The sequence below is a fragment of the Candidatus Velamenicoccus archaeovorus genome (assembly GCF_004102945.1).
GTDB classification, from domain to species: domain Bacteria; phylum Omnitrophota; class Gorgyraeia; order Velamenicoccales; family Velamenicoccaceae; genus Velamenicoccus; species Velamenicoccus archaeovorus.
The window spans coordinates 1,248,309-1,264,591 of record NZ_CP019384.1; the positions used below are offsets into that span (position 1 = coordinate 1,248,309).

The following is a 16,283-nucleotide window of genomic DNA, read 5'->3' on the forward strand; positions in this document are numbered from 1 at the left end:
AGCTGATCAACAGGACGCTGTTGCCGGTTCCACTGCTTGCGCACAGGCCATCTCGACAAGAGAACGGCACAATTGGACAAAGTTCATTCCCGCCGCGGCCGCCGCTTTGGGCAGCAGGCTCGTTTCCGTCATGCCGGGAATCGTATTGACTTCAAGGATATAAGGGGTCTTCTCGTCTTTTAGGATCACGTCGACGCGGGAAAGGTGTCGGCACCCCAGCGCCCGATAAGCTTTAAGCGCGTCGGCCTGGATGCGCGCGGCCAGACGCCGATCCAGCTGGGCCGGGACGATATAATCCGTCAGCCCCTTGTGATATTTGGCCTCAAAATCAAAAAAGCCTTTTTTGGGCCGGATCTCCACCACCGGCAGGGGCCGATCATTCACGATAGCCACCGTCAGCTCGCGGCCGCGGATAAATTCCTCGACGAGGACATCCTCGCCGTAACGGTGCGCTTCGGCGATCGCGTCCGGCAGGCCTTTGCGGCCGGCCACAAAGCTGATGCCGATGCTGGAACCCTGCGCCGATGGTTTGACCACAAATGGTTTCCTGAGCCACCCGGCCATCAAAAGATATCTCCGGCCCTTCCTGACAACAACCGAACGGGGCACATGCAAACCCGCCTGCGCAAAACGGCGGCGGGAAACGGTCTTGTCCATCGCCATACGGCTGGCCTGTGCGCCGGGGCCGGTATAGCGGACGGGGATCTTTTCAAGGATCTCCTGAAGACGACCGTCCTCGCCGAATCCGCCGTGCATGGCGACAAAAACGACATCCACCATATTCTCGCGGACCAACCGGAGGACATCCTCTTGCGTCTCGCTCTGCACGTCCAGAGCGACGACATCAAACCGACCTTCCTGCAAGGCGCCGACAACGGCGCGGCCGGACTTCAAGGATATCTCCCTCTCGGAAGAACACCCCCCCATCATGACACCGATACGCCCTGGATCAAGAGACAATTTTTACCTCTGGCTGCAAACGAATTTTGTAACGATTATACACGGTTTTACGGACAATTTCCATGAGCTTCATGACATCGCCGTATGTCGCGCCGCCTTTATTCACGATGAAATTCGCATGCTTGGAGCTGACACTGGCACCTCCCACAGAGGCACCTTTGAGCCCGCAGAGATCGATGAGGCGACCGGCGGCAGCGCCGCGCGGATTCTTAAAAAAACTTCCGGCGCTCGGGTAAGACCATTCCTGGCGCCCCCGCCTCTCCGCGCGGATCTCTGCGGCCATTTTCCGGCTCCGGGCAGATGAGCCGCGGCGGAGCTTCAAAGACACCCCCAGAATAAACAGCGGCCCCAGCGAAGAATGCCGATAAGAAAATTTTATCCTGTCTTTCCCCAGCGTCCTTATCCGGCCGCGCCGGTCCATGACGTCAACGTCTTGCACGATATCTTTCATCTCGCAGTAACTGCGCGAATCGTCGAATACGGTCCTGGCGCCTGCGTTCATCGCCACCGCCCCTCCGAGAGTCCCGGGGATGCCCGTCAAAAATTCATGCCCTGTCAGGCCTTCGGCCGCCAGCGTCCTGACCAGCGCTCCCAACGAAACGCCGGCCCCCGCCCTCACCCGATCGCCGGAAACAACGATCCTGCGAAAAGGGGGCCGTGAAAAACATATGAATATTTTCCTGACCAGGCCGTCCTTGACGAGAAGATTGCTGCCGGCGCCGATGGCAAAAACATCCGCCCGCTTCGGCAGGAGCCTTAAAAAATCCGAAAGTTCCCTGGCATCTGAGGGTTCATACCACCCCAGCGCCTCCCCGCCGATGCCGAATGTCGTGTGGCGCCGCAGAGGCTCGCCTTTCTTGACCTTATTTTTGAAGGCTCTTGGCAAATTCATCGCTCAACCTGGTGATATCGCCGGCCCCCAGAAAAAGCACGAGATCGTCCTTCTGGATGCGCCCTTTAAGATGTTCAACGACCTTTTCCCTGCTGACATAATCCACGGACAGGCGTGTCGCGCTCCTGACGCGATCAGCCAAACCCTGGGCTGAGACCCCCTCCAGCGGATCTTCGCCGGCGCCGTAAATGTCCGTCACCACCAGATAGTCGCTCTTTTCAAAGCTCCCCGGGAACATGTCCAAAAGAAGTTTGGTGCGGGTGAAACGGTGGGGCTGGAAAACAACGACGACGCGGTTACGCGCGCATAATCTCGCAGCCTCGATCGTCGCGGCAATTTCCGTCGGATGATGGGCGTAATCATCCACCACGGAAAGTTCTGTTGTTTCATATTTGACCTGAAAACGGCGTTCGACGCCCTTGAACCCTTCCAGCGCCTTTTGGATAACCTTAAAATCCAGCCCCAGTCTCCGCCCCAGCGCCACGACGGCCAGGGCATTGGCGATATTATGCCTGCCGGCCAGGTCCATGACCACGGGCCCAAGGACTTCGGAACCTGTGGCGCAATCGAAAGAGATCCGGCAACGGGCCAGAGAGATATTTAAGGGATAAAAATCGGCTTCCGGCGAAAAACCGTACGTGACGGCCCTGACGCCGCTCCTGGAGACGATCATATCCAAAACAGGATCCTCCTGAAAATAAATCACGCATCCCTCGGGTTTTGTCTGGCCCACAAAAACCTCAAACGCCTCAACCAAATGCTCGTACGTCCCATAATGGTCCAGATGCTCCCTGTCAATATTGGTGATGATCGAATATGTCGGGGTGTAGCACAAAAATGTCCCGTCGCTTTCATCGGCCTCGGCCACAAAGAAAGGGCTGTCGCCGAATTTCATGTTGTCGCCATCCTCGCGCAGGATGCCGCCCACGGCCACCGTCGGCCTCAAGCCCGCCGTCAACAACAGTTTCGCGGCCAAGGAAGAGGTCGTCGTCTTTCCATGGGCGCCCGTCACCGTAACGACCGTCTTGTCGGCCATCAGGTCGCTCAAGAACTCGGCGCGCCTCTTCGTGGGGACACCGCGGCGGCGAGCCTCCTCCATTTCCGGATTTTCCTGCCGGATGGCGGAGGAATAAACGACAAGATCGGCCCCGGCAACATGAGAAGCCTCGTGGCCTATGGAAATTTTGGCGCCCATCTGCGAAAGCTTCTGCGTGATCGCCGAAGATTTAAGGTCGCAACCGGAAACCACATGACCATGCTTGATGGCCAATTGCGCGATCCCGCTGACGCCGATGCCCCCGATGCCGATGAAATGGATATGCCGTGGTGTCATAAGATGGCCTGCGGGGCCCCTTTAAGTTTCTTCCTCAAAGATTCTTCCCAGGATTTCCCAAGATCGTCTACGCTGCGAACATCGAAAAAGGCATAGGCCAAGGCGTCGTTAAAATCCATCCCTTCCTTGATCTTGCGCAACAGATAACTGAAACGCTCCACCCCGAACTTTTCAATCAGGTAATTGACGACGCTGACGGACTCGGCATAAAACAAATTGGCGGCGCCGGGCGCCTGAAGGCTGGAGGCGTCGATGGCCGAAAGGTTTTTAAGAGAAACGAACGTCTGGTCGCGCATAGCATTCAATACGGTCTTTTCCGCGCCATATCTCTTGGCCTGCTCCAGGTAAGACGCAATCCCCTCTTCGAACCAGAGGGGGACGCGGCGGGAACCGATCGCGTCGCGCAGGATGATGTGGCCGATCTCATGCGGCAGGAGAGAATCGAAAAATCCGGCTTCGCGCGGGAACGTCCAGATCGACTTCTGTTCATAAGCTGCGGCGCCGCCCGACCAGTTCGGTTGACCCGATTCTTTCATATACGTCTCCTGGTCGGGATAGAGATATATCTTGGCCCGCTCGTCCCACGTCCAGTAATCGAACCGGACCAGGCCCAGTCTCTGCGTCAGTTCATCGTAATAACGCTCGGAATAATCAATGACCGTACGCACGAAATCTTTTGAGACACCCTTGTCATAATAAACAATGAAGTGCGTGCTCTTCTCCTCAAGAAAATCATAGGCGTGCGCCGCAGGGGCGAGACACAAAAAACCCGATAACAAAAACAATAAGATAGCCCATGCTTTCTTCATGCCAAGACCGCCTCCGCCACAGACATGTTTTCAGAAACCTCGCCCAGGGAGCGTGCGATCGCCGCCATCGTCTTGCGCCTGAACGCATCCTCCGCAAAAAGGTCAAGCAGGCCGCTCAATAATTCTGGGGTCAGGCGTTTCTCTTCCAAAAGAAGGGCCGCGCCTTTTTCCGCCAGGACCTTGGCGTTTTCCAGCTGGTGCTGGCCTGCATGCGGATACGGCACCAGGACAGAAGGAAGACCGAAATGCATCATCTCATGGACACAGCCGGCGCCTGAACGCGCCACAACCAAATCCGCCACAGAATAAGCATAGTGCATCTGGGTAAGGAAAGCAAACACTTTGCTTTTCACGCCGAGCTCCTCATAAACACGCCGCACGAAATCCAGGTCGGCGGCGCCGCTGCAATGGATGATCTGCCACCGCCCCCTGTCCTTGTTCAGGCGCACGGCATCCGTGAACGCCTGATTCAGGCGGTGGGCGCCCTGGCTGCCGCCAATGACCAGGATCGTGAAAAGCCCTTCGCGCAAACCCAGTTGGGCGAGAGCTTCATGCCGCGCCACGGGTTGCAGCGCCCGCCGCAAGGGATAACGCGCCAGAAACACCTTGTTCCCCCTCCTCCTGAAGTACGCCCTGCTGCGATCGAAAGAAACGATGATCCTATGGACGACGAGGGCGCCCAAGAGCCTGTTGGCCCTCCCCGGAAGAACATTCTGTTCATGAATCATGGCCTTTGCGCCCAAGAGTCTGCCCAGGGACACGAAAGGCACAGTAAGATAACCTCCAAATCCTACGACGATATCGGGCCGCTCTTTCATCAAAAGCCCTATCGCCTGGAAGAACAACCTGCAAACCCCTCCCGCGCTGCGACGGCCAGAAAGAACATATGTCCTGACGGTCGGCGAAACAAGATCTTCCAACCCTTTGCTGCGCGACGTCACGAAGACGACCGCGGGAACCGGCCGATTCATTTCTGCCAAGGCCTCACAAAAAGCGATAGCCGGCAGGATATGCCCCCCGGAACCGCCGGCGATGACCATGATCTTTGCTGCCCCCTTCCGGCTCACAGGGCGACCTCCTCGGATTTAGACACATTGAGCAAAAGTCCAACGGCAACCATGTAAAACACGAGCGAGGAACCTCCGTAGCTGATAAACGGCAAAGGCAGACCTTTTGTGGGAAGGGCGCCGATAGAAACGCCTATGTTGACGACCGCCGAAAAAGCGATCAGGGTCATGACGCCGACGCAAACGAGCTTTCCAAAAGGATCGTTGACCTTCCGGATGATCCTCCCCATCTGCCAAATGAGGAAAATAAATAAAAGGATGACGGCGCAGGCGCCGACCAGACCGAGTTCTTCGGTGATGATCGAAAAAATAAAATCCGTATGCGCCGCCGGCAGATAAAACAGCTTCTGACGGCCCTGCCCCAGGCCCAGGCCGAAAATACCTCCGGATCCGAGGGCGATCTGCGACTGGATGATCTGGAAACCCGTTCCCTGCGGATCCAGCCAAGGATTCAAAAAAGCCAGGATCCTCGCCCGGCGGTACGGCACGCGGAACACCAACAAATACAAAACCGGCAGGGCCGAGACGGCGCTGATAACCATATGAGACAGCCTGATGCCGGACACAAACAGCATCGTGAATGTCAAAACGACAAAAGATACTGCCGTCCCCAGGTCCGGCTGCAGAAGGACCAGGAGCGTGATAACCCCCAGAACGCAGATGGGCGGCACGAATCCTCTCCAGAACTCCTTGAGATAAGCCGCCTTCCTGTTCAGATAATCGGCAAGATAAACGATCAAGGCGACCTTCACGAATTCCGTCGGCTGATAATTGAACCCGGCAATATGCAGCCAGCGCTTGGCTCCGCCAACTTCCCTGGAAATGCCGGGCACCAAAACCAAAACAAGGGGAATGACGGAAAAAATAAGGAGGGGTTTAGCGATGCGGCGCAGGAGATGATAATCCACGGCCATTGTGCAGACCATCGCGATACAACCGATAAAGAGATAAAGGCACTGTTTTTTCAGCAAGCCGTAACTTTCACCGCTCGCCTGCCAGGTGAAGATCGAACTGGCACTATAGATCATGACGATGCCGATGCAGATCAAGACGAGCATCGTGACGAAAACAGAAATGCGTGCGTTTCGCATTTTTCTAAGTTGACGGGTAGCGGGTTAACGGGTTGGCGAGTTGAAATCCTCAAGCTCATGCATGCGCATACCCGAAACAAGCGATACCTGAACTCCTCATTTATACATTCGCGGCCAAAAACAGCCGCTTCCAAGGCCGGAGAAATAGTCTATCTCAATCGGCCGACGATCTCTTTAAAGGTACGGCCGCGATGCTCGTAGTCGGTGAACATGTCAAAACTTTTGCACATCGGCGAAAACAGGACGCAATCGCCCGTGCGCGCATGCTGACGGGCGCGCCGCACCGCCTGCTCAAATGTCGTCACCTGTTCCAGGAGCACAACATCATGCCAGGCGGCCGCAATGCGGTCGCTGGCCTCCCCGGTCAGAACAACGAATTTCACCTTTTGGCGCACCAGCTCGCCGATAGATGCGAAATCGCTCCCTTTGTCGCGGCCGCCCGCAATCAGGACGACAGGCTTTTTGATATTGCGCAACGCCCAAACGGTCGAATCGATGTTCGTCGCCTTGGAATCATTGAGATATTCCACGCCGTCAAGAACCCTGACGAATTCTATGCGGTGCTCTACGCCTTTGAAATTCTTAAAAACCTCAAGACACGCGCGGCGGTCCAACCCAAGCGCCGCAGCCACAGCCAACACCGCCTGCTGGTTCTGGTCGAATTCGGCATCCTGAGCATTTTTGCCGAAGAACAACACGCGCGCAGGCGCCTCGGCCGCAAGGGCCCGAAGGGCCGCATCGGTCTCATTCAGGATAAGCCAATCGGCGCGATCCTGATTCATATAAACACGTTTTTTGGCTTCCAGGTAGTCGGCGACATCGCGATACCGGTCCAGATGGTCCGGCGTCAAGTTGAGGATAACGGCGACGCGAGGATGGAATGCATGGATGGTCTCCAGTTGAAAAGAGCTGACCTCAAGGGAAACATAGTCCTCCTTCTTCATCTCGAGGACTTTGGCCGAAAAAGGCATGCCGATATTCCCAAGGACAAAGGCCCTGCGCCCGGCCGCTTTGAGGACATCTCCCACAAGCGTTGTTGTCGTCGTTTTGCCGTTGGTTCCCGTGATGGCAATGATGGTCGCCGGACAGACACTTGCAGCCAACTCCAGCTCGCTGACAATCTCGATATGTTCCTCACCGGCCCAGACAACAGGCAAGGCATCCAGTCTAGCGCCGGGACTTAACACCAAAAGATCGCGGCCTGCGACAGCCGCCCGGCTATGCCCCCCCAGCTCGACAACGACGCCTTCTTCGCCAAGCTCGCGGGCCAGGCATTCGTACTGCTCCGAACGCTTCGCCTCCGTTACCGTGACATCCGCCCCAAGTTTTTTCAAAAGCCTGGCGGCTGCCAGGCCGCTGCGGGCCAGGCCGACGACCGTCACTTTTTTGTCCTGATAGGATATCATCTGATCTTAAGGGTCGTGAGGGTAAAAAGCGCCAGGATGGCCGAGATGATCCAGAACCGCACGATCACTTTGGATTCCGACCATCCCATCATCTGAAAATGGTGGTGCAACGGCGCCATTTTAAAGATGCGTTTTTTCCGCAGCTTGAAAGACCCGACCTGCAGGATCACCGAGAGCGCCTCGATCACGAAAACGCCGCCGACGATCACCAAGAGAAGCTCTTTTTTGATGAGGACGGCGGTCAGACCGATAAATCCGCCCAGGGCCAGCGAACCGACATCCCCCATAAAGACGGATGCCGGATAGCAATTGAACCACAAAAACCCCATGCAGGCGCCCAGGATGGCGGCGCAGAGCACCGTCAATTCTCCGACGCCTTCGATATAGGGGATAAACAAATACTGGCTGAAACGCAGGTGTCCTGTCAAATAGGTGAGGATCCCATAAGAAAAAACGACCATCAAGACACACCCCGTCGCCAGGCCGTCAAGCCCGTCTGTGAGATTGACCGCGTTGGATGTTCCCACGATTACCAGGATGACGAAAAAAATATAAAACACACCCAGCTCGAAAGAGACGTTCTTCAAAAAAGGCACGTCGATGCTTGTCGAAAGATCGGGATTCAGATAAATGACGACACCGACAATGACCCCCAAAAGAAGCTGTCCGACAAGCTTGGCCCTGGCGCTCAATCCCTGGGAACGCTTGTATTTAAGCTTGATATAGTCATCGGCAAATCCCACAAAACCCAACCAGAGAAGCGCCAGCAAACTCAAGAGCACATAATTATTCTGAAGATCTCCCCACAGGAGGGTCGCCACAATGGTCGACAAGACCATCAGGATGCCACCCATGGTCGGGGTCCCCTGTTTGTGATGATGCAGGTCGTAGAGGGCGTGGACCTCCTGTTTCTGACGGACATGCTCGCAGACATGGAGCTCGGCAAGTTTACGGATGATGCGGCTGCCGAAGATCAGACAGAAGAAAAAGGTCGTCATCGCCGCCATGCTGGCCCGGAAGGTGATGTATTTGAACACATTCAGGGCTGGAAAATAATCTTTGAGGGGATAAAGCAGGTAATATAGCATCTATCCTCGCTCCTTCATGAATGAAACGATCCTCTCCATCTTCATGGCGCGCGACCCTTTGATCAAAAGGATGTCGCCTTCTCTGACATTCGCCCCGAGGAACTCCAGGACCTTCGGATAATCATCGCAATGGACGATCGCCTCCGTCCGCATGCCGCTCTTGCGGGCGCTTTCCGACGTCCACTTGGAAAAAGACCCCATCGTCACCAAAATATCGATGGGTTTCTTAGAAATGTAATTCCCGAAATAAGCATGGAACTCCTGAGATTTGCTCCCGAGCTCCATCATATCCCCCATGACCAGGATTTTGCGCCCTCCCTCCTGGCTGTGGCGGCACAACACATCAATAGCCTGCTTGAGCGATTGAGGGTTGGAATTATAGGAATCGTCGATCACGGTGCAACGGCCGAGGCGTATCTCCTTGAGACGCATCTCCGGAGAATCGAAGCTCCTGATGCGCTCACGGATAGCGCCGATCTCCAGCCCAAAAAACAATCCGCAGGCGATAGCGGCCATGGCATTGCTGACGTTATGCAGGGCGCAGTGCCTGATCTCCATGAAATGGCTGTTGTTGAACAGAAAAGAAATCCCGTCCGGCTTGTAGTTGATTTCTGTCGCGTTGAATTCACAATCCCGGTTGATGCCATAGAAAAAGATAGGACGCGTCTTGACACGGCTGAGCCTCGCCAGCGCGATATCCGACTTGTTCAAAAGGGCAATGCCGGGCGAAACGAGGTTACGCACCAGTTCGATCTTCTCTTTATAAACCCCTTTGATATTTTCAAGAAACTCCAGGTGAGCCGGCCCGATGTTCGTGATGATGCCGAGATTTGGCTGGGCGATCTGTGTCAAGCGGTGGATCTCGCCCTTGCGATTGGTCCCCAGCTCGATGACGCAGAGGTCATGCTGGGACTGAATGCTCAAGAGCGTCAAGGGGACGCCGATCAGGTTATTTTGCGTCCCATGATTCTTGTGAACCTTGTATTTGGCCGACAGCACCCAGGCCACCATTTCTTTGGTGGTCGTCTTGCCGCTGGAACCCGTGATGGCGATGACAGGAATATCAAAACGCTCCCTGTGGTAACGGGCAAGGGCACCGAGGGCCATCACGGTGTTGGGAACATAAACGCTGGCGACATCCTTCTTAACCTTGGGGGTCTTTTCTGCTGCAGAATAAATGACGCCTGCGGCGCCCTGCTTGAGCGCCTGGGGAATGAAGTCATGACCGTCAAAATTCTGCCCCCGGATCGCCAGGAATATCTCTTTAGGCTTGAGTGTACGGCTATCGATGGAAACGCCCGCAAAACGCATCTTTGGCGTTCCGCTCTGCAGTGTCCCTCCTGTCGCCTCCAGAATATCTTTTAAATTGAACATCGGAAATCCTGCTGTGCCTGCCATCGGACCCGCAGGGAGACCCCCTAAAGGTTCTTGCGGACCGCTTCCATATCGTCGAAAGCAACGACGTTATCGCCCGTGATCTGATAAGCCTCGTGCCCTTTGCCTGCGACCAAAACGAGGTCTCCGGGCCTGGCCAGATCCATGGCACGACGGATCGCCTCCAAGCGGTCCGGTTCCACAAGATAATTATCCCGTCCCATCCCTTTCAAAATATCCCGGATAATAGCCTGGGGGTCTTCACTGCGGGAATTATCGGAGGTCACCACGCAATAATCGGACAGCGTGCTCGCCACACGCCCCATCTTCGGCCGTTTCGTGCGGTCACGGTCCCCTCCGCAGCCAAAGACGGTGATAATTCTGCCATTATGGGCGATAGCGCGCAAAGATTCAAGAACATTTTTCAATGCATCTTCCGTATGGGCGTAATCGACAAAAACATGGAAACCCCGCGGGCTCGTGACCCTCTCCAGGCGGCCCGGGACCCGCGTCACCGCTTCTATCCCGCGGCGGATATCTTCCATCCTTACACCCTGCGAGACACCGAGAGAAATGGCGGCGAGGATATTATAGATATTGTGTTTTCCGATCAGCTTCGTTTCCAATTCCAGGGCACCCGCAGGGCTAGAGACAGAGACCCTTGAACCCTGCGCCGAAAGTTCATAACCTGTCGCCTGCACATCGAGGCCCTTCGACAAGCCATATCGCAAGACGCGGCCCCGGGAAACAACGATAAGCCTGGCGCCGTAGGCATCGTCTGCATTGACGATCGACCAGCCGCCGGCGCTCAAGGATTCCCTGAAGAGCTTCCCTTTGGCATGAAAATAATCCTCCAAGTCCTTGTGGTAATCCAGGTGGTCCTGTGTCAGGTTCGTGAAAACGCCTGCGCAAAAAGAAAGGCCGGCCACGCGGCCCTGATGAAGGGCATGGGAAGACACCTCCATGGCGACATAGACATCCCCCGCTGCTTCCATCTCCTTAAAGATCCTCTGCAGGTCCAGGGGGCCCGGCGTCGTATTCCCCAAGGCAACATTCTTGTCGCGCGCTTGATAGCCGATCGTCCCGATGAGGCCGCATGGCCTGGCTGCGGCCTCCAGGACGCTCTTGATGAGATAGGAAACAGTTGTCTTGCCGTTCGTCCCCGTGATGCCGACCAGCTTCAGGTGACGGCAGGGATCTCCGAAGAAATTCTTGGCCAGGACGACCAAGGCATTCAAAGAATCCCCTACCACGACGCACGGCACCTGAGGGACCGGCGGAACCTGGGCCCTGTCCTCCAGAACAATAGCGGCAGCCTGACGGCGGACGGCCTCTTCGACAAAGACATGTCCATCCTGCCGGGGTCCCCGCAAGGCCACAAAAAGCGCGCCTTTGTGAACACGGCGCGAATCCGAAACGATATCGTTGATATCAACATCGTCCAGGCGGCCGATAACGGCTTTGACCGCGACATTTCTAAAAAGCTCTCGATCACGCATCGGATTTATCCATAGAAGAAATGATCTTATCCTCTTGGGTCATCTGCCTGTATTTCAACACATCTTCGGCGATCATCTTAAAAGCGGGTGCCGAGACGACGCCGCCGTAATAATAAGGCCTGGGCTCGTCGACGATGACGGCAACGGCGATCTGCGGATCATCCACCGGCGCAAAACCGATGAAAGATGCGACGAACTTCGAATGGGAATATGTACCGTTGGCTTCCACCTTTTGGGCCGTGCCCGTCTTGCCGGCAAACCGGTAAAGCTTTGACTGCGCCATCTTTCCCGTCCCCGCTTCAACGACACTGGCCAGGATCTGACGCATCCTCTTCGATGTCTCTGGCGAAATAACCTGCCGGGCTTCCTCAGGACCATATTCCTTGATGACTTCCCCATGTCTGTCAACGATAGCCTGAACCACATACGGCCTCATATAACGGCCATCGTTGGCGATGGCGGCTATGGCGGCCGCCAACTGTATGGCCGTGACGCAAACCTCCTGGCCGATCGGGACCGCTCCGATAGACGTCTTCGACCAGACAGAAACAGGTTTAAGCACGCCGCCCACCTCCCCCGGCAGACCGCTGGCCGTCGTGGCCCCAAAGCCGAAATTCTTGGCATATTTGTAAACCGCCGCCGGCCCGATCTTCTGGGCGATCTTTGTTGTGCCGATATTACTGGACTGGGCGATCACCTCACGGAAAGCCAGGCTGCCGTAAGGATGCACATCGTGCAACGTATGATTGGCCACGCGGTATTCCCCATTCTCACAAAAAATCCTGTCTTCCTCCGTAAACCTGCCTTCATCGAGAGCCGCCGAGGCCGTGACGATCTTGAAAACAGACCCCGGCTCGAAATAGTCCGTGACGGCCCTGTCGCGCCTGGCCTCCACCGGATAAGACGAAGGAGCGTTCAGATCGTAAGCGGGCCTGTTGACGAGCGCCAGGATCTCGCCTGTTTTGACATCCAACACAACAGCCATCGCTCCCTTGGCGCGGTATTTCTGGAATATCTTGTCCACTTCCCTCTCTGCAATATACTGCACGACCTCATCGATGGTCAAAACCAGCGAATAGCCGTCTGCAGGAGGCTGCAGGGCATCGGCGATCGTCAAATCCCTCTGGCGGGCGTCGCGTAGAACAAATGTCCAACCGGGCGTCCCTTTAAGATAGGAATCGAACTTCATCTCCAAACCATCAAGCCCCTGGTTGTCGAGGCCGGCAAAGCCGATCACCTGACTGGCCATCTTCGCATGGGGATAGGAACGCTTGCTCTCCTTGAGAAAGTGGAGACCGTCGATATCCAACGCCCGCACCTTCTCCATGACCTGCCAGTCGAGCTTACGGGCAATCCAGACGAACTGCTTGGGCCGGTTCAGTCTCTCCAGGACAAAACCTTCATCCAACCCCAAGGCCTCATGCAGCATGCGGGCCGTGCGCGCCTTGTCTTTGACTTGAGGAGGGACGCCGTAAAGGGAAAACGTGGCGACATTAACGGCCATCGGCCTCATGTTGCGGTCAAAGATATCGCCGCGCTTGGGTTCAAGCTCCACGTAATATGTCTGTTGTTTAGCCGCGAGTTTAAGCAAAAAAGCGGAACGGAAGAGATGGATCGAGATCAGCTGGATGAGGAAAAAAACAAGCAGCCCTAGAAAGACGACGAAGACGAGCGCGATTCGCGAAGATTTGATTTTTAAAAACACGTATACGGACCAAAAGGGCCGGCAAAGGCAATAAGTTTAAAAATTTAACAAGACAAAAACTCCGGATCACTTAACCGTCTTGGCCTCGGCCTGGCTGGGTGCGAATATATTCTGCCTGGCCAGACGCTTCAGGAAGGAAAACGGCGCAAACCCCCTTTTTGTACCGGCGGCTACCCGCATCCCTTGAGCTCTGGAAGGCGCGACCCTGACCAACTTAAAGCTCTGCGCCATCTCGTATTGGTTATTATTGTTCATAAAAAGGCTCTTGTCCAGATTCGAGGGCGACTCGAGGCTTGTGAGCGTGAATTCCAAGGATGTCCGGCGATCCCGCATCGACTCCAGCACATTTTCGGCACGCGTGATCCTGTACCCCAGCTTGACGATTTCCGTCTGCTGAAAGACATAAAAAAGGCTCAGGACCGTGACGATGGCGGTATAAAGGATGCAGCGTGATGTTCTCATGTGTCTCAGTGAAGTATCCCGCGTCCTTCGGCGCGGATCAGGGGCCGCTTCATCATAAGGCATGCCGCGGGCGCCGCGGCGCGCCTCATTTAATCCTCTCAATGACCCTCATTCTTGCGCTGCGGCTGCGCGGATTACGGCCGATCTCCTCCGGAGTCGGCCGCATGATCTTTTTAAATACCAGACGGAACCGCTCCGTCCTCACCAATTCGCGAAAATTTTCTTTGACGATCCTGTCCTCAAGGGAATGGAACGAAATGACACAGATACGGCCGCCCTTGTTAAGGTAAAGCGCCGCTTTCTTGAGGGCCTCATCCAAAGAATCCAATTCCCTGTTGACGGCAATCCGCAGGGCCTGAAAGGTCCGCGTCGCCGGATGGATACGTTGAAAATGGGATCTGTACGGCAGGGCCCGCAGGACGGCGTCTACCAGCTCCTTTGTCGATGTGATAGGGCCATCCTGTCTGACCCTGACGATGCTGCGGGCGATCCTGCGGGAGAATCTCTCTTCTCCGAACTTCCAAAGAATAGAGGCGATCTCCTCTTCCGTCAAATTGTTCAAGAGATCATACGCCGAGATAAAACCGCTGCGGTCCATGCGCATATCCAGAGGGCCTTCGGCCCTGATGCTAAAACCCCTGACAGGATTATCCAGCTGAAAAGACGAGATGCCGAGATCGAACAGAAACGCATCGGCCCCTTCGATACCGAGCCGATCCAGGATCCTGTCGATGCGACGGAAATCGTCATGGACGAAATCACAGCGCGGGCGGCTCTTTTGGAGACGCTCTTTGGCCGCGGCGATGGATTCCTCGTCTTTGTCGATCATGATCAGCCGGCCGGACGGTTGCAGGCGCGCGGCCAGGGCGGCGGCGTGTCCGCCCAGACCAAGGGTGGCATCCACGACAACCATGCCGTCCCTGGGGTGGATAAACCTCAGGACCTCTTCTTCCATCACCGGCTTATGAAGCGACTCCTGCATGGCTTCATCGCCTCCTTCTGGACGAGCTTCTCTCTCCAACACGCCGACACATCCGCTGTGACGAGACCACATCATGGGGTCTCTCCAAGATGCAAATCAGAAAAACAGTTTAAGGATCCGCGACACCGACATAAACCTGGGATTCAAAACGACGACGCCCGTCCTGCAGCCGAGGGCATCCATTTCTCTGGACCAGACGACGCGCCCCAGGAGTTTCAAAGGACCGAAACCGTCGGGGATCTCCAGGGCGATCTCGAAGATCGTCCCTGGAAGAAAAACGCGGGATGTCGCAAGCCCCATCCCAGAACCGCTGACATCTTTGACAAACGCCTCAAGCCTCTCGCCGGTATTGACGTTCTTGACCTGCGTCTTGACGTTGAACAGGGAATTACGGTAAAAAATCCTGTTATCGCTGCCGGCAGCGGTTTCCATGCGGGAAACCATGGTTTGCGTCTTCATCGTCACGCCCTTTCGTGATAAACCTACTGGCTCTCGATCAGCTTTTCCGCCGTCTCTTCAAAAGAATCCAGGTTCGCCTGATAGAATTCATTCCATGCTTCCTTGGCCCAGATCTCAACGCGGCTGGAGACGCCGATGATCACGACGTCTTTCTTGATGCCGGCGAAATCTTTGAGATAACCCGGGATAAGGATCCTGCCTTGTTTGTCGGGAGCAACCTCGATCGCGCCGGAAAAATACAAACGGTTGAATTTCCGGGAATCCTGGCGCGTAAAAGGCAGCGCCTTGAACTTGGTCTCGACGGAACGCCACTCTTCTTCGGAAAACATAAACAAACATTTATCGAGACCGCGGGTCAAATAGAATTTCTCGACGAAGTGCGCCTTTGCCACCTCCCGGATGCGCGACGGAAGGATCAGCCGTCCTTTGTTATCGATCCCATGAGCGTATTCGCCGTAAAACATATCTATCCTTGTTCGATTCTGTTAATGCGCTGTGCGCAAAAAATGAAACTGAAATAAATAAAAATATAAATGGATTCCCACTTCCCTCCACTCTCCTCCACTCGTAACCAAAGTATAGAAAAAATCCCCCACTTTGTCAAGAAATATTCAATTTAATTTTTTATGGAATCCCGCGGCTTTACAGCCCTCGGCTTCGCCGAGAGGCGAGCCGTAGTATCTGTCCGCCTTCCAGCGATCGAACGACATCTCATCCGGCCTTCGGCGGGACCTCGCCCGCCGCAGGGTGGCGGGCCGTAGCGCACCTATCCTGCATTTCCGCCTTTTGGCGAGGCCTCGCCGGCTAAAAGCCGGAGGGCATCCACGGGTTCACACCCGTGGTTTTCCAGCCAGAGGCTCTCTGGCTCGTCCAAGGCGGCTGTGCGAAGGCGGATAAAGTTATTATGTTACAAGATGTTGGATTGGAGGAGCGCAGGATCCGCGCTGAAGAAAAAAAGAACTGGATATAGACAGCTGGATGGGGTGTTTCTGGAGCCCCAAGGGCTCGCCCTGGCCTGAGGCCAAAGGCAGGCCTGTTGGCCTTTTTGTTTCCACGGTCCGCCCTTCGGGCCTGCCCCTGACTTCCAATCAGGGGCGGCCGTGGGGTGACGTCCCTGTTCCGCCATGGCTTTGTCTGCAAGACAAAGCCAATCCAC

At 55.5% G+C, this 16,283-nt stretch carries 15 protein-coding genes; all 15 read right to left on the minus strand.

The genetic code is table 11. The features are described 5' to 3' along the window. Window positions 1–6: 6 nt before the first annotated feature. The 15 genes from BU251_RS05630 to mraZ all read right to left on the minus strand — a co-directional run bounded on the left by BU251_RS05630 (window position 7) and on the right by mraZ (window position 15,591). Window positions 7–960: a D-alanine--D-alanine ligase family protein gene (locus BU251_RS05630; RefSeq protein WP_128700043.1), complete on the minus strand. Its 954-nt coding sequence runs from the start codon at window positions 958–960 to the stop codon at window positions 7–9. Beyond that, window positions 950–1,852 carry a UDP-N-acetylmuramate dehydrogenase gene (gene murB / locus BU251_RS05635; RefSeq protein ID WP_128700045.1) on the minus strand — a complete coding sequence of 301 codons (903 nt, stop codon included), beginning with the start codon at window positions 1,850–1,852 and terminating at the stop codon, window positions 950–952. Before murB ends, BU251_RS05630 begins: the two co-directional genes overlap by 11 nt. Beyond that, on the minus strand, window positions 1,824–3,185 hold the full coding sequence (gene murC, locus BU251_RS05640; RefSeq protein ID WP_128700047.1) for a UDP-N-acetylmuramate--L-alanine ligase: 1,362 nt from the start codon (window positions 3,183–3,185) through the stop codon (window positions 1,824–1,826). Before murC ends, murB begins: the two co-directional genes overlap by 29 nt. After that, window positions 3,182–3,994, minus strand: coding sequence for a peptidase MA family metallohydrolase (locus BU251_RS05645; RefSeq protein ID WP_128700049.1), 813 nt, complete (start codon window positions 3,992–3,994; stop codon window positions 3,182–3,184). The genes murC and BU251_RS05645 overlap by 4 nt, the downstream gene beginning before the upstream one ends. Continuing rightward, the gene (locus BU251_RS05650) at window positions 3,991–5,061 is read right to left on the minus strand and encodes a UDP-N-acetylglucosamine--N-acetylmuramyl-(pentapeptide) pyrophosphoryl-undecaprenol N-acetylglucosamine transferase (protein WP_128700051.1); all 1,071 of its coding nucleotides are present in this window, start codon (window positions 5,059–5,061) and stop codon (window positions 3,991–3,993) included. Before BU251_RS05650 ends, BU251_RS05645 begins: the two co-directional genes overlap by 4 nt. Next, entirely contained in the window at window positions 5,058–6,152 is a 1,095-nt protein-coding gene (gene ftsW, locus BU251_RS05655; RefSeq protein WP_128700053.1) for a putative lipid II flippase FtsW, read from the minus strand. Before ftsW ends, BU251_RS05650 begins: the two co-directional genes overlap by 4 nt. A 149-nt stretch (window positions 6,153–6,301) precedes the next feature. Next, window positions 6,302–7,558, minus strand: coding sequence for a Mur ligase family protein (locus BU251_RS05660; RefSeq protein WP_128700054.1), 1,257 nt, complete (start codon window positions 7,556–7,558; stop codon window positions 6,302–6,304). Then, window positions 7,555–8,646 carry a phospho-N-acetylmuramoyl-pentapeptide-transferase gene (mraY, locus tag BU251_RS05665; protein ID WP_128700055.1) on the minus strand — a complete coding sequence of 364 codons (1,092 nt, stop codon included), beginning with the start codon at window positions 8,644–8,646 and terminating at the stop codon, window positions 7,555–7,557. Before mraY ends, BU251_RS05660 begins: the two co-directional genes overlap by 4 nt. Continuing rightward, a complete protein-coding gene (locus tag BU251_RS05670; RefSeq protein ID WP_164908884.1) occupies window positions 8,647–10,020 on the minus strand; it encodes a UDP-N-acetylmuramoyl-tripeptide--D-alanyl-D-alanine ligase in 1,374 nt (457 codons plus the stop codon). A gap of 44 nt (window positions 10,021–10,064) precedes the next feature. Next, the gene (locus tag BU251_RS05675; protein ID WP_128700059.1) at window positions 10,065–11,519 is read right to left on the minus strand and encodes a UDP-N-acetylmuramoyl-L-alanyl-D-glutamate--2,6-diaminopimelate ligase; all 1,455 of its coding nucleotides are present in this window, start codon (window positions 11,517–11,519) and stop codon (window positions 10,065–10,067) included. Continuing rightward, complete coding sequence (locus tag BU251_RS05680; protein WP_128700061.1) at window positions 11,512–13,224, minus strand: peptidoglycan D,D-transpeptidase FtsI family protein; 1,713 nt, start codon at window positions 13,222–13,224, stop codon at window positions 11,512–11,514. The genes BU251_RS05675 and BU251_RS05680 overlap by 8 nt, the downstream gene beginning before the upstream one ends. Before the next feature lie 66 nt (window positions 13,225–13,290). Continuing rightward, on the minus strand, window positions 13,291–13,686 hold the full coding sequence (locus BU251_RS05685) for a hypothetical protein (protein ID WP_128700063.1): 396 nt from the start codon (window positions 13,684–13,686) through the stop codon (window positions 13,291–13,293). 85 nt (window positions 13,687–13,771) lie between these two features. Then, window positions 13,772–14,668, minus strand: a complete 897-nt coding sequence (rsmH, locus tag BU251_RS05690) for a 16S rRNA (cytosine(1402)-N(4))-methyltransferase RsmH (RefSeq protein ID WP_128700970.1) — start codon at window positions 14,666–14,668, stop codon at window positions 13,772–13,774. 96 nt (window positions 14,669–14,764) lie between these two features. Then, window positions 14,765–15,127, minus strand: a complete 363-nt coding sequence (locus BU251_RS05695; protein ID WP_128700065.1) for a PilZ domain-containing protein — start codon at window positions 15,125–15,127, stop codon at window positions 14,765–14,767. A gap of 23 nt (window positions 15,128–15,150) precedes the next feature. Next, entirely contained in the window at window positions 15,151–15,591 is a 441-nt protein-coding gene (mraZ, locus tag BU251_RS05700; protein ID WP_128700067.1) for a division/cell wall cluster transcriptional repressor MraZ, read from the minus strand. Between the last annotated feature and the right edge of the window lie 692 nt (window positions 15,592–16,283).